The 12430-nt window shown below is 73.3% G+C and carries 15 protein-coding genes; 3 read left to right on the plus strand and 12 right to left on the minus strand.

All coding sequences use genetic code 11. The annotated features are described in order from the left end of the window. Positions 1–6 precede the first annotated feature (6 nt). From VA596_RS29710 to rimP, 3 genes are read right to left on the minus strand one after another with little or no spacing between them, the layout of a single operon-like run. The gene (locus VA596_RS29710) at positions 7–402 is read right to left on the minus strand and encodes a YlxR family protein (RefSeq protein ID WP_323331479.1); all 396 of its coding nucleotides are present in this window, start codon (positions 400–402) and stop codon (positions 7–9) included. Beyond that, a complete protein-coding gene (gene nusA / locus VA596_RS29715) occupies positions 399–1445 on the minus strand; it encodes a transcription termination factor NusA (protein ID WP_323331480.1) in 1047 nt (348 codons plus the stop codon). Before nusA ends, VA596_RS29710 begins: the two co-directional genes overlap by 4 nt. After that, positions 1442–1975 (minus strand): ribosome maturation factor RimP, encoded by a 534-nt coding sequence (gene rimP, locus VA596_RS29720; RefSeq protein ID WP_323331481.1) that lies wholly within the window; start codon positions 1973–1975, stop codon positions 1442–1444. The genes nusA and rimP overlap by 4 nt, the downstream gene beginning before the upstream one ends. A gap of 128 nt (positions 1976–2103) precedes the next feature. On the opposite strand from rimP, the gene VA596_RS29725 reads away from it, so the two are divergent. Beyond that, positions 2104–3045, plus strand: a complete 942-nt coding sequence (locus tag VA596_RS29725; RefSeq protein ID WP_323331482.1) for a ferritin-like domain-containing protein — start codon at positions 2104–2106, stop codon at positions 3043–3045. 27 nt (positions 3046–3072) lie between these two features. Here VA596_RS29725 and VA596_RS29730 read toward each other — a convergent pair whose 3' ends face one another. The 5 genes from VA596_RS29730 to VA596_RS29750 all read right to left on the minus strand — a co-directional run bounded on the left by VA596_RS29730 (position 3073) and on the right by VA596_RS29750 (position 8081). After that, entirely contained in the window at positions 3073–3666 is a 594-nt protein-coding gene (locus VA596_RS29730) for a hypothetical protein (protein ID WP_323331643.1), read from the minus strand. 112 nt (positions 3667–3778) lie between these two features. Beyond that, positions 3779–4789, minus strand: a complete 1011-nt coding sequence (locus VA596_RS29735) for an aminotransferase class V-fold PLP-dependent enzyme (protein WP_323331483.1) — start codon at positions 4787–4789, stop codon at positions 3779–3781. Between the two features lie 32 nt (positions 4790–4821). Continuing rightward, the gene (locus VA596_RS29740) at positions 4822–5586 is read right to left on the minus strand and encodes an isocitrate lyase/PEP mutase family protein (protein WP_323331484.1); all 765 of its coding nucleotides are present in this window, start codon (positions 5584–5586) and stop codon (positions 4822–4824) included. A 367-nt stretch (positions 5587–5953) separates the two neighbouring features. Further along, a complete protein-coding gene (locus tag VA596_RS29745; RefSeq protein ID WP_323331485.1) occupies positions 5954–6619 on the minus strand; it encodes a GOLPH3/VPS74 family protein in 666 nt (221 codons plus the stop codon). Positions 6620–6629: 10 nt separating this feature from the next. Beyond that, positions 6630–8081, minus strand: coding sequence for an ArnT family glycosyltransferase (locus tag VA596_RS29750; RefSeq protein ID WP_323331486.1), 1452 nt, complete (start codon positions 8079–8081; stop codon positions 6630–6632). A 165-nt stretch (positions 8082–8246) separates the two neighbouring features. Between VA596_RS29750 and VA596_RS29755 the strand changes: the two genes are divergently transcribed. Continuing rightward, positions 8247–9482 (plus strand): sensor histidine kinase, encoded by a 1236-nt coding sequence (locus tag VA596_RS29755; RefSeq protein WP_323331487.1) that lies wholly within the window; start codon positions 8247–8249, stop codon positions 9480–9482. Then, positions 9457–10107, plus strand: coding sequence for a response regulator transcription factor (locus VA596_RS29760; RefSeq protein WP_323331488.1), 651 nt, complete (start codon positions 9457–9459; stop codon positions 10105–10107). The genes VA596_RS29755 and VA596_RS29760 overlap by 26 nt, the downstream gene beginning before the upstream one ends. Here the strand turns inward: VA596_RS29760 and VA596_RS29765 are convergent. The 4 genes from VA596_RS29765 to VA596_RS29780 all read right to left on the minus strand — a co-directional run bounded on the left by VA596_RS29765 (position 10104) and on the right by VA596_RS29780 (position 12416). Continuing rightward, positions 10104–10820 carry a M50 family metallopeptidase gene (locus tag VA596_RS29765; protein WP_323331489.1) on the minus strand — a complete coding sequence of 239 codons (717 nt, stop codon included), beginning with the start codon at positions 10818–10820 and terminating at the stop codon, positions 10104–10106. The genes VA596_RS29760 and VA596_RS29765 overlap by 4 nt on opposite strands. A gap of 101 nt (positions 10821–10921) precedes the next feature. After that, the gene (locus VA596_RS29770; RefSeq protein WP_323331490.1) at positions 10922–11293 is read right to left on the minus strand and encodes a winged helix-turn-helix transcriptional regulator; all 372 of its coding nucleotides are present in this window, start codon (positions 11291–11293) and stop codon (positions 10922–10924) included. Positions 11294–11333: 40 nt separating this feature from the next. Next, entirely contained in the window at positions 11334–11909 is a 576-nt protein-coding gene (locus tag VA596_RS29775; RefSeq protein ID WP_323331644.1) for a TetR/AcrR family transcriptional regulator, read from the minus strand. A 66-nt stretch (positions 11910–11975) separates the two neighbouring features. Continuing rightward, positions 11976–12416: an SRPBCC family protein gene (locus VA596_RS29780; RefSeq protein WP_323331491.1), complete on the minus strand. Its 441-nt coding sequence runs from the start codon at positions 12414–12416 to the stop codon at positions 11976–11978. Positions 12417–12430: the final 14 nt, after the last annotated feature.

Below are 12430 nucleotides of genomic sequence, written 5' to 3' on the forward strand. Positions count from 1 at the left end.
TCAGCTTCACGGCTGACTCATGACGGGTCGACCTGCTTCCTTCGTTCCTCGCGGAGCCGGGGACGTCCCGGCTTCGTGATGCGCAGCGTGCTCGACGTACTCGCGGACCTCGCGTACGTCGAGCGCACCCGGAGCTCGCAAAGCCCTCGGGAAAGCCCGCCGCCGTTCGGCCTTGGCCAGACAGTCCGGGTCGGGGTGCAGCCATGCCCCCCGGCCCGGGAGCCGACGACGTCCGTCGACGACCACCCGTCCGGCCACCGCGACCACGCGCAGCAGCTCACCGATCAATGCCCGCCGCTTGCAGCCGACACAAGTCCGCACCGGGGATTCTCGGTGGGGCTGGTGCTCGGCTACCCGCCGCGGGCTTCGAACCACTCCTGAGTCTAGCGCTTCGACCTTCACTCAGCCGAACCGGTTGTCGCGGCGGGCCGCGACGGACCGGCGTGGTCTTGATCACCCTCGTCCTCGACCGGTGCGGCATCGCTGCGGATGTCGATCCGCCAGCCGGTCAGGCGGGCGGCGAGGCGGGCGTTCTGGCCCTCCTTGCCGATCGCCAGCGACAGCTGGAAGTCCGGCACCACGACGCGGGCGGTCTTGCCCCGCTCGTCCACTACTCGAACAGACACAACCTTCGCGGGGGACAGCGCATTCCCCACGAACCGGGCCGGGTCCTCCGAGTAGTCGATGATGTCGATCTTCTCACCGGCCAGCTCGCTCATCACGTTGCGCACGCGCGCGCCGACCGGGCCGATGCAGGCGCCCTTGGCGTTGACGCCCGGCACGGTCGACTTCACGGCGATCTTGGTGCGGTGTCCCGGTTCGCGCGCCACGGCGGCGATCTCGACCGTCCCGTCGGCGATCTCCGGGACCTCCAGCGCGAACAGCTTGCGCACCAGGTTGGGGTGCGAGCGCGAGAGCGTGATCTGCGGGCCGCGGTTGCCGCGCGAGACGGTGACCACGTACGCCTTGATCCGGCTGCCGTGCTCGTACGACTCGCCGGCCACCTGCTCGGCCGACGGCAGCACGCCCTCGGTGTCCCCCACCTGGACCACGACCATGCCGCGCGCGTTGGCGCGGGCGTCGCGCTGGATGACGCCGGCGACGATCTCGCCCTCCTTGGTGGAGAACTCGCCGAAGGTCTTCTCGTGCTCGGCGTCGCGCAGCCGCTGCAGGATGACCTGGCGCGCGGTGGTGGCGGCGATCCGGCCGAACCCCTCGGGGGTGTCGTCCCACTCCTCGTCGGTCTCGCCGTCGTGGGTCAGCGTGCGCGCGAGCACGCGCACCAGGCCGGTCTTGCGGTCGATGTCGATGCGGGCGTGCGGCTGGTGCCCCTCGGTGTGCTTGTACGCGGTGAGCAAGGCCGTCTCGATGGCCTCGATCACCGTTTCGAAGGGGATGTCCTTGTCCCGTTCGATCGCCCTCAGTGCGGCGATGTCGACGTTCACTTCGACCCCTTCTCCGTCTCGGCGCCGATCGTGCCGGACGCGTCGTTCTCCAGCAGTTTCAGGTCCTCGGCCGGCGGCTGCTTGAACTCGATCTCGACGACCGCCTTCGCCACGTGGGCGTAGCGGACGTCGCGCAGCTCGCTGCCGACGAGGATGCGGGCGGCGTCCGCGCCCGCGTGACCGACCCGGCCCACGAAGGCGTCGCCCTCGGCCGGGGTGACCTTGACCAGGCGGAACCGCGCGCGGCGCCAGTGCCGCTGCTCGGTGAGCGGCCGGTCCAGGCCCGGCGAAGTGACTTCCAGCGTGTACGCGCTCGCGAGCACGTGCTCGTTTTCGTCGAGCGCCGCCGCGACCTTGCGGCTGACCTCGGCGACCTCGTCCAGCCCGATGCCGTCGTCGGCGTCGACGACGACCTTGACCAGCTGCCGCCGGCCGGCCTGCTGCACCTCGAAGGAGTCGAGGTCGAAACCCGCGGCGGTGACGGCTTCGGCCACGATCGGCTGAAGCCGGCTGGCGAGTTCTCCTGGCACGTGGGGCTCTCCTCGGTCGGGATGGGGTGGGGTTCGCGTTCGGGTCGGTGGTGGACCAGCTTATCCGGTCGCCCCGTCACGACGCGCGAGCGGCGGTCCCGCCCCGGGGCCTGGCAGGATGGGCCGACGTGACCGGAAGACCGACCGAGCTGACCCGCCGTGCCGCCCTCCGCTTCGGGGCGGCGGCCTCACTGGCCGCTTTGGCCGTGCCGCTGGCCGCCTGCGGGCCCGGCTACGACGAAAGCGCCGACCCGCTGCAGCCGCTCCTGGCCGCCGCCGACGCGGACGCCGCGGCCGCGCGCGCACTGGCCAAGGGCAAGGACGCCGACACCGCCGGGCAGCTGGCCGACGCGCGCGCGGCGCACGCGGCCGCGCTCAAGTCCGAAGTGGACCGGCTGAACCGGCCGAAGCCGTCGTCCACGGCGCCACCGCCGGCCGCGGCGGCGCTGAGCGACCTGAAGGAACGGCTGGCGACCTCGCGCAAGCAGGCCGAAGACCTCGTCGCCGGCCTGCCGCGGTACCGCGCCGGGATGGTCGCGGCCATCGCCGCGGGCTGCGCGGCCCTGCAGCGCATCGCCCCGGCGCTGGGCCCGGGCGAGGACGCCCCGGCCGCGGCCGCGCCGTCCGGCGCCGTCCCCGCGGAGGCCGTCGACCCGCTGCAGCAGGCGCTCGCCGCCGAGCACGCCGCGGTCTGGGTCTACGGGCTGGTCGGCGCGTTCCTGCCGGCCGACTTCGGCGACGCGGAGAAGGGCGGCGTCGCCGAGCACACCCAGCGGCGCGACCTCCTGCAGACGATGCTCGCGGCCGCCGGGGCGACCCCGGTGGCGCCGGAGGCGGCGTACAACCCGAAGAAGCCGGTGACCGACACGGCGTCGGCCGCGCTGGTGGTCGCGACGGCCGAAGCCGACTGCGCGTCGGCGTGGCTGGCCGTGGTCAACCACACCGACGACGCGGGCCTGCGCACGACGGCCCTGCACGCGCTGGTGGCGGCGTCGCGGCGCGGCACGCCGTGGCGCTCCGAGGCGGGCGAGAAGCCCGCCGCCGTCGCGATGCCCGGCCAGGCGAGCTGACCGGCGTCGGTACGGCTCGAGCCTGGCTCAGCCGAAGTCCGAGGACAGGCGCAGCGCGTCCTTGACGATCTTGTCGAGCAGCGCCTTGTCCTTGTGCTTGTCGTAGAAGTCGCCCAGCACGATCGTCGTGTTCGTGCCCTCGACCCGGGAGGCGTACGCGGCGTTCTCGCTGCTCACGCTCGGGGTGCCGGAGCCGGCGAACGTCTTGTCCTTGACCAGGTCGGTGACGTTGCCGGTGCCGTCCTGCTCGGTCAGCGTCTTGAGGGCCTTCGCCTTCGTCGAGTCCGGCATTCCCACCAGCACCACGGACACCAGCGCCTTCGCGCCGCCCGACTCCGTCGTGTAGAGCGCGCGGACCAGCGACTGGCACGGGCTGTCCTGGAAGAAGGCCTGGGTCCTGCCGTAGGACTTCGCGGCGCAGTCGGTGGACCGCACCGGCCCGGCGACCGGCGTGAACGTGTACTGCCCGGTGCTCTTGGCCGGCGGCTGCGCCGCCGGCTCGTCCGGCGACGAGTCGTGCCGGATCAGGAACCAGAGCAGTCCCGAGATCACGGCGATCGCGACCAGCCCGGCGCCCCTGAGAGCCAGGGTCCGGGTGTCACGCGCCGGTGGACCGGGCACGGGCGGGCGGGGCTGCGGGGGAACCGCGCCCAGCGGGGCCGTGTCGGACGGGCCTGGGGTGAAATGCGCACCAACCACGACGCCATACGGTAGTTCACTCGCTCGGCGGCGTTCACTCGAATGCGTGTAAGACGCGTTCGACGTCGTCAGCGGTGTTGTAGAGGTGGAAGCCGACCCGCACCTTCCCGTTGCGCAGCCCGGAGACGATCCCGGCCGCGGCCACCCGGTCCGGGTCGGCCTCCAGCGACACGATCGCGCTGCCCCGCGGCGGCAGCCCGAGCTTCTCCAGCAGCGTGTCGGCCAGCCCCACGTTGTGCGCCCTGACCTGGGCGAGGTCCAGCCCGCCGAGGTACTCCAACGCGGCGGCCGCGCCCACCTGGGCCAGCCAGACCGGGGAGAGGTCGAACGCGCGGGCGTCGCCGGCCAGGCGCAGCGGGAGGCCGTAGACGGTGGCCCACGGGTCCTCCCCCGCGTACCAGTTGGCCGCGACGGCGCGGGTGCGGTCCTGGGCGTCCGGCCGCACCGCGAGCCACGCGCTGCCGCGCGGCGCGAGCAGCCACTTGTAGCCCGCCGCGACCACCCAGTCCGCCCAAGCGAGCTGCAGCGGCAGCCAGCCCGCGGCCTGGGTCGCGTCGAGCAGCACCGCCGCGCCGGCGGCTTCGGCGGCGGCCCGCAGCGCGGGGAGGTCGGCGATCCGGCCGTCGGCGGACTGGACGACGCTGACGGCGACGACGTCGTGTCCCTCGACCCGCCCGGCCAGCTCGTCCAGCGGAACCTCGGTGACGTGGTGACCGCAGGCCGCGAACGGGAAGGTCACGCTGGTGAAGTCGCCTTCGGCGGTGAGCACGCGGGTGCGCTCCGGCAGCGCGGCGGCGACGTTCGCGATCACCTGCGAGACGGACGCGCCGATCGCGACCCGCCCCGCCTCGACCCCGAGCAGCCGGGCGAACCCGGCCCGCGAGCGGGCGACGTACTCGTCGAAGTCCCCCGGCCGGCTCGCCCCGGTCCGCCAGTTCTCGACCGACTCGGCCACGGCCGCGGCGACCGGCGCGGGCGGGATGCCCATGCTCGGCGTGTTGAGGTACCCGGACGGGGCGGCGAAGTCGGCTCCGAAGGCGTGCATGCCCCCGAGCCAACCAGACCGGCGCAACCCGTTTAGGGCAGGAACGCCGTGACGTCGGCGTAGGACGGCGGTGTCAGCGGCAGGTCACGGCCGTCGCGCACGGCCAGCGCCGTCTCGGCCGCCGCGGCCAGCGCCATCCGGTACGGCAGCGAACCCAGGCTGACCCGCGCGACGCCCAGCTCCGCCAGCCCGGCCAGGGTCACCTTGCCGGGCAGGAACAGCAGGTTGACCGGGACGCCGACCGCGACGATCCGCTCGACGTCCGCCGGGTCGGCGAGGCCGGGCACGAACACGCCGTCCGCGCCCGCCGCCACGTAGGCCCGCGCCCGCGTCTCGGCTTCGGCCGCCGAATGGTCGCCCGCCCAGTGGGTGTCGGTGCGGGCGTTGAGGAAGAGCTGGGGCGTCCGTTCCTTCACCGCTTCGACCAGCGCGGCTTGGACCTCGACCGGGGCGAGGGAGCCGTCGGCGCGGCCGTCTTCGAGGTTGACGCCCACCGCGCCGGCCGCGGCCAGCTCCTCGGCCAAGTCGGCGACGGCGGCCGGGTCGGCGCTGAAGCCGTCGGCGATGTCGACGCTGACCAGCGCTTCGAGCCGAGCCAGGCGGGCGGCCAGCGCGACGGTCACGTCCCGCGTCGACGGCGCGCCGTCGGCCTCCCCCGCCGCCGCGGACACGCCGAGGCTGGTCGTGCCGAGCGCGCGGAACCCCTGCGCGACGAGGTGTGCGCCGACCCCGAACTCCCAGGCGTTCGGCAGCAGCAGCGGAGAACCGGGGACGTGCAGTGCACGGAATTCGTCCATGCCCCGACGGTAGGACGGCAACGCTTCGGCCGCCGCCGAACCACCGTGTCGACCCTCCAATCACGCGAGTCGACCCCCGAATCACGCGTGTCGACCTCCTGATCACGCGAGTCGGCCGTTCGATCACACCCCTCGAGCGATCGATCGGCCAACCCGCGTGATTGCGAAGCCGACACGCGTGATTGCCGGGTCGACACGCGTGATTGCGGGGACGACACGCGTACCCGGGAGGACGACACGCGTACCTGGATGGACGACACGCGTACCTGGGAGGACGACACGGCGGGACCTCCCCTGTCCGCCGTGTCGTCCACCTGCGTACGCGTGTCGTCCACCTGGGTACGCGTGTCGTCCGGTTCGGTACGGGTCAGCCGCCGCTGCCGCTTGAGCTGGCGGCCGTGATCGCGGCGGTGCGGGCCGCCTTCAGCTCCCGGACCACCTTGCGCAGGGCCGGGACCGCGGCGCCCGCGCGGTCCTCCAGCTCGGCGAGCCGGGCCTTGTGCTGACGCCGTTCGCGGCGCGGGAAGACCGTGCCCAGCTCCGCCGCCGCGGCCAGCGACGTCAGCGCCGCCACCCCCGGGTCGACCCGGGATGCTGGTTCGGTGCCGCGCAGCGCGGCCGTCACCGCCTCGTGCAGCCGGGCCACCTCGGCGCGGTCGCGGACCACCGGGCGGCGGCGCGGGAAGAGCCCCAGCACGCGCGACGTCTTCAGCGTGATCGTGCCCGCCGCCTCGAGCTGGGTCTCCAGGGACTGGAGCGTGGCGCGGGCGTCGCGGCGGACCCAGCCGCGCCACTTGCGGTGCGGGTCCGCGGCGAGGTCGCCCAGCAGGTCGTCGAGCACCAGGTGGCCGGTGCCGCCGGCGCCGGTGACCACGGGACGCCCGTCACCGTCGGTGACCAGGCCGCGCAGGACCAGGTCGGTCAGCGCCGCCGCGCGCACCAGCGGCGCGACCCGCTGCCGGTCCGCCAGCCGGTCACGGCCGGTGTCGCACGCCAGCAGGTAAGCCTGGGCGGGCAAGGACAATGTGCTCATCGTGTTCCTCTCACTGCCGCTTCAGCGCGGGCCAGATCTGCGACCAGGGTGCCGTCCGGCCGTCGTACTCCCACACCAGGCCGTCGACGACCTGGGTCTCATGCGCGAAGTAGGGCCGCAGCAGCCCCGGGTCGAACCCGGCGAACAGCACCGCGTCGGCCGATTCCGGCGGCGGCCCGAAGTACCAGTACGCCCGATGTCCACTGTAGACGGTGTGGATGCCGTACGGCGCCCCGTAGAACTCCGTCACCGCCGCGAACGGGTAGATCTCGGAGTAGACCGCCGTCCGCGCGCGGACGGCCGGCGGCAGCGCGGCGTACGTCTGCCCGATCGCCTTGGCCAGGTCCTGCTGCGGCAGCTCCCCCTGCGCGAACGCGCTGCCGAGGGAAAACGGCCCGAACGACGTCCGCGCCGAAGCCGGCCACACCGGCAGCGCGACGAGCGTGACCACCGCCGACAGCACGAACACCGGCCACGCGACGGCCTTCCACCAGCTCACCAGGTTTCGCCGGGTCAGCTCGGTGGCCGCTGCCGCGAACGGAACGGCGTAACAGCCCATCAGGTAGTACGACCGCCCCTGCGTCGCGACCACGGCCAGCGCCACGAGGATCAGGGCGGCGCCGAGGTACCGGTACGGCCGCAGCTCCGCCGACCGCAGCAGCCGCCAGACGCCGTAGAGCAGGGCGAGCACGCCGACCCCGATCCCGGCGCCGAGCAGCCCGTCGCGCACCCAGGGGCCGTAGCCGGGGAACTCCGCGGCGACGACTTCACTCATGTGGGTGTACGGCCAGCCGTGCGCGGCCTGCCAGACCAGCGTCGGGATCGTGACTACGACGGCGATCGCCGCGCCCAGCCAGAGCTTCGGGCGCCGGAGCAGCTCCCGCGGCCCGAACACCGCCGCGGCCAGCAGCACCGCTGCCCACAGCGCCGGGATCAGGAACTTCGTCTCCAGCGACACCGCCGTCACGACGCCGGCCCAGACCAGCAGGCCGTCGCGGCGGGTGCGGGTCCAGCGGACCAGCAGCCAGGCCACGACCGTCCACAGGAACGGGTCCAGCACGTACGTCCCGATCCAGTGGCTGACGATGACGATGCTGGACGTCGCGTAGCAGCCCGCCGCCATCGCCTGGGCGCCGCGGCCGCCGCCGAACTCGCGTGCGATCAGCGCCGTGACGACCACCCCCGCGGCCGCGGCGAGCGTCATCGGCAGCCGCAGCACGACGAGCGAGCCCGGCGCGAGCCAGTCCATCGCCGCCGCCAGCGCCGGGATGAGCGGTGGCTGGTCGAAATACCCCCAGCTCAGGTGATCCCGACCGGCCACCAGGAAGTAGAGCTCGTCGAACCCGCCGGCGTAGCGTCCGCTGGTCAGCAGCAGCGCGAGCCCGGCGAGGCCCGCGATCGCCAGTACCGGGCCGCGGGCGAACGCCACGCTCGTCGTCTGTCGCGTTGGGACAGTCACCACGGTTGCCTCCCTCGCTGTGGTGCGTTCACTCCACCGGATCGGCGGCACCGGCGAAACGGGGCAAGGAAGGTCGTCGCGGCGACGAAAGTTGCGCACCGGCGCACCGCCCGCAACTTTGGTTGCGCATCCGGCGCGACGGCCCGCGCGAACAGTTACCGTGACCGCGTGACCAGCACCAAGCGGCCGTGGTGGCCGAGCCGCGCCGACGTCTTCTGGCTGGTGCTGGCGGCGTCCGCGTTCGCCGGGCTGAACGTCCTGCTCTACACACTGGGCGAGGTCACGACCGGGCCGCTCGGCCCGGCGGCCGGGCTGGTTCTGCAGCTGGCCTGCGACTTCTCCCTGGTGCTGCTGTTCCGGTTCCCGCGCCAGGTCGCCTGGTTCGTCGTCGCGGCGGCGGGCCTGATGCTGGCGTCCGACCTGTTCACCCCCGGCCTGCTCGTGCCGGTGCGCCAGCTCGCCCTGACGACGGTGCCGACCATCAGCCCGGTCGTGCTGTCGCAGCTGCCGCGGGTGCTGGACCGGCGGACCGTGCTCTGGCTGGCCGGGATCCTCACGCTGATCGCCGCGCGGCCGTGGGTGCCGACCTGGAGCACCACGCCGTTCGCCCTGCTCAGCACCACGCTGCCGGCGATGCTCGGGCTGTACGGCGAGGCGCGGCGCCAGCTGCTGCGGTCGCTGCGGGACCGCGCGGAGCGCGCCGAGCGCGAGCAGCACCTGCTCGCCGAGCAGGCCCGCGCGGAGGAACGGCGGCGGCTGGCGGGCGAGATGCACGACGTCGTCACGCACCGGCTGAGCCTGATGGTGCTGCACGCCGGGGCGCTCGGGGTGACGTCCCACGAGGAGCCGGTGCGGACGGCGGCCGAGGACATCCGCCGCGAGGGCGCGCTGGCTCTCGACGAGCTACGCGACCTGGTCGGCGTGCTGCGCAACGGCACCGAACTGGGGCCGCGGACGCTCAGCCCGGAGCAGCCCGGCGACCCGGCGGGGCTGGTCGAGGAGTCCCGCTCGGTCGGCGTGGTCACCGAACTCGAGGTGGACGGCGACCCGGCGCAGGTGTCGCCGACCGTCGCGCGGACCGCGTACCGGCTGGTGCAGGAGGCGCTGACGAACATCCGCAAGCACGCGCCGGGCGCGTCGGCGACGGTGTCGCTGCGCTACCACCCGGGCGGCCTGGACGTCTCGGTCGGCAACACCGCAGCGTCGCGGCGGCCCGACCCGGCGCTGGCGGGCAGCGGCTCCGGGGCGGGGCTTGCGGGGCTGCGGCAGCGCGTGGAGCTGGTCGGCGGGCGGTTCGACGCGGGCCCGGTACCCGGCGGCGGGTTCCGGGTCGGTGCGATACTGCCCGCCTACGTACCGACGGCGGAAGGCACGCACAGTGATCCCGGTGCTCGTGGTCGATGACGAGCCGATGGTGTGCGCCCACCTGCGCACGATCCTCGGTTCGGCCGGCGACATCGAGGTCGTGGCCCAGGCGGGCGACGGCGCCGAAGCCGTCGAGGCCGTGGTCCGGCACCGGCCGCGCGTGGTGCTGATGGACCTGCGCATGCCGGGCGTCGACGGCCTGACCGCGATCGAGCGGATCGCGGCCCTGCCGGACCCGCCTGCTGTGGTGGCGCTGACGACGTTCGACGCGGACACGTACGTGATCCGCGCGCTGCGCGCGGGCGCGGCGGGCTTCCTGGTGAAGTCGACCCCGCCGGAGGACCTGATCGGCCTGGTCCGCGTGGCGGCCGACGGCCACACGGTGCTGTCGCCGTCCGCGGCCCGCCGCCTGGTGGCGCTGTCCTCGGACGGCCGCGAACGCGGCGACGACGCCCGCCGCCGTACGTCCGGTCTCACGGAACGCGAGCGGGATGTGTTGGCGTGCCTGGGAGAAGGACTGTCCAATGCGGACATCGCGGGCCGGCTGCACCTGGCCGAGGCGACGGTGAAGAGCTACGTGTCGCGGATGCTGGTGAAGCTGGACTGCACGAACCGGACGCAGGCGGGACTGCTGGCCCACGAAGCCGGCCTGGTCGCCCGCTAGGGCCACAGCATCGGGAAGGCGCGCCACACCGCCCAGCCGATGAGCGCGAGCCAGGCGGCGATCCACACGAACCCGGGGATTCCGGTGCTCCGGGCGAGCATGGCGGCGTCGTCCTCCTGATCGCGGAACCCGCCCCGGAACCGGTTGGAGACGATCACGCGCAGTCCGCCGATCTCACTGGTCAGCAGCAGCCACGCTTCGGCGTACGCGACGCCGTTCTTCAGCCAGAGCGGCGCCCACCGCACCGCGCAGAACACGATCGCCCCGACCGCGACGACCACGCCGAAGGTGAGCGCGTCCCGGGTGAACAGCAGGAGGAACACCATCGCGGCCAGGGTCAGGGTGAGCACGGCGGGGACGAGCCCGCGGTGCAGCAGGGCCGCCGCGCCCAGGCCGGCCAGCGGCGGCATCGCGTACCCGGCGGCGATGGTCAGGACCGCGGCGAGCGCCGACGGGTTCCACTGCAGGGTGCCGCCGGATTCCGCGCTCGTGATCCGGACCCGGAGGACGCCGCCGCCGGTCAGGATGCTCACCAGCGCGTGGCCGCCCTCGTGGAAGAGCGTGCCGAGGAAGTTGGCCCCATAGACGACATTGCGCCGGCCGCTGACGAAGGACATCACGACGGCCACGGCGGCGATCGAGGCGGTCGTGCCCACGAGCGCCGGCCCCGGCGGTGGCACGGTTTCGTTGAGCACAGCGAAAGCGGACGCCATGGGTTCCCTCCCCCGGAGCCGTGGAGCCGTCCTCCACAGTGTCACCGGAGCGGGATTCCGGGCGGAACCTCAGCGGCGGATTGTCCTTGAGCTGTCCAGCCTCACGCGGACGCGGGCGTGTGCTCCGCGTCGTAGGCGTCGCGGGCGTCCTGGACCGACGTCATGTGCTGCCGCGCCCACTGGTCCAGCATCTCCAGCGGCTCGGAAAGGTTGCGCCCCAACGACGTCAGCTCGTATTCGACCTTCGGCGGGATCACCGCGTACGCCGTGCGGGTGAGGATGCCGTCGCGGACCAGGCTGCGCAGGGTCTGCGTCAGGACCTTCTGGGAGATGCCGTCGACGCGGCGGGCGATCTCGGTGAACCGCAGCGGGCCGCCGGTGAGCGCGCCGACGATGAGGACCGTCCACTGGTCGCCGATGCGGTCGAGCAGCTGGCGGGTCGGGCAGTCGCGGTCGTACGGGTCCGGGTGCACAGCGCGTCTCCTCACTTTCCCAAAGAGAGTAACACGCGTTTCAGGCGGTGGGAGCCATCAGCGTGGTGAAGAGGAGCCGCAGGTGGCGGCGCCCGCGTTCCCAGCGCGCGTCCAGCTCACCCTGGTCGCGGGTGGCCCAGCTGGCGATGAGAATGCCGCGGACGACGTCCATCGCGGTGTACACCGCGTGCAGGAACTCGTGGTGCGCCGCGTGCTCGGGCAGCAGTGCCTTGCCGAACTCCACGAGACTCGACGTCGCGATCGGCTCGACGAGCGCCATCTGGCGGCGCAGCTCGGCGTCGGTCCGCGAGGCGACCCACAGCTCGACCGTCGCCGAGAACACCGGCCCCTGGTGCATCTCCCACATCAGCTGCAGCGCGTCGCCGACCGGGTCGGTGGACGCGCGGAGGCGATCCAGCTCGGCCATCGCGACCTCGGTGCGTTTCGCGGCCAGGTGCCGGATCGCCGAGGTGACCAGGTCGGCCTTCGTCGGGAAGTGATGCACCTGCGCGCCGCGCGTGACGCCGGCGCGGTCGGCGACGCGGGTGGTCGTCGTGCCCGCGTAGCCGTACTCGACCAGGCAGTCGATCGTCGCGTCGAGCAGCCGGACGCGCATCGCCGCGCTGCGCTCCTCCTGGGTGCGGCCGGTCGATCCCCGTCGTGGCGCTGACATGCACCCACTTTATGGGGCGACGCGCGCCTCGGTCGCGGCGACCAGCCCGGCGACCACCCGCTTGACGAACCCGCCCAGGACCCGCCGGTAGAACCAGCCGGTGCCGGGGATCTTCGCGGTGAACGTCGAGTGCCAGTGGACGTCGGTGCCGCCGTCACTCGGCGAAAGGTCGACGTAGGCGACGTAGTCCCGAAGCGGCAGGCCGTGCTCCAGCGCGTAACCGAACCGGCGGCCGGGCTCCAGCGCGACGATCTTCTCGTACGAGCGGGTGCGGCCGGTGCGGAACAGCCGGACCGCGCCGAGCCCTTCGCGCTCCTCGTCTCCCTCGCTGACCAGCTCGAACGAGCCCAGCGGCGACCAGGTGGGCCAGCTCGCGCCGTCGCGGAGGAGGGCGTAGACGGTGTCGGCCGAGGCGGACGTCCGGCCGTGGACGGAAATGCTCTGTACCATTTGGTACGTGTACC

Source organism: Amycolatopsis heterodermiae, assembly GCF_034929455.1.
Classification (GTDB): domain Bacteria; phylum Actinomycetota; class Actinomycetes; order Mycobacteriales; family Pseudonocardiaceae; genus Amycolatopsis; species Amycolatopsis heterodermiae.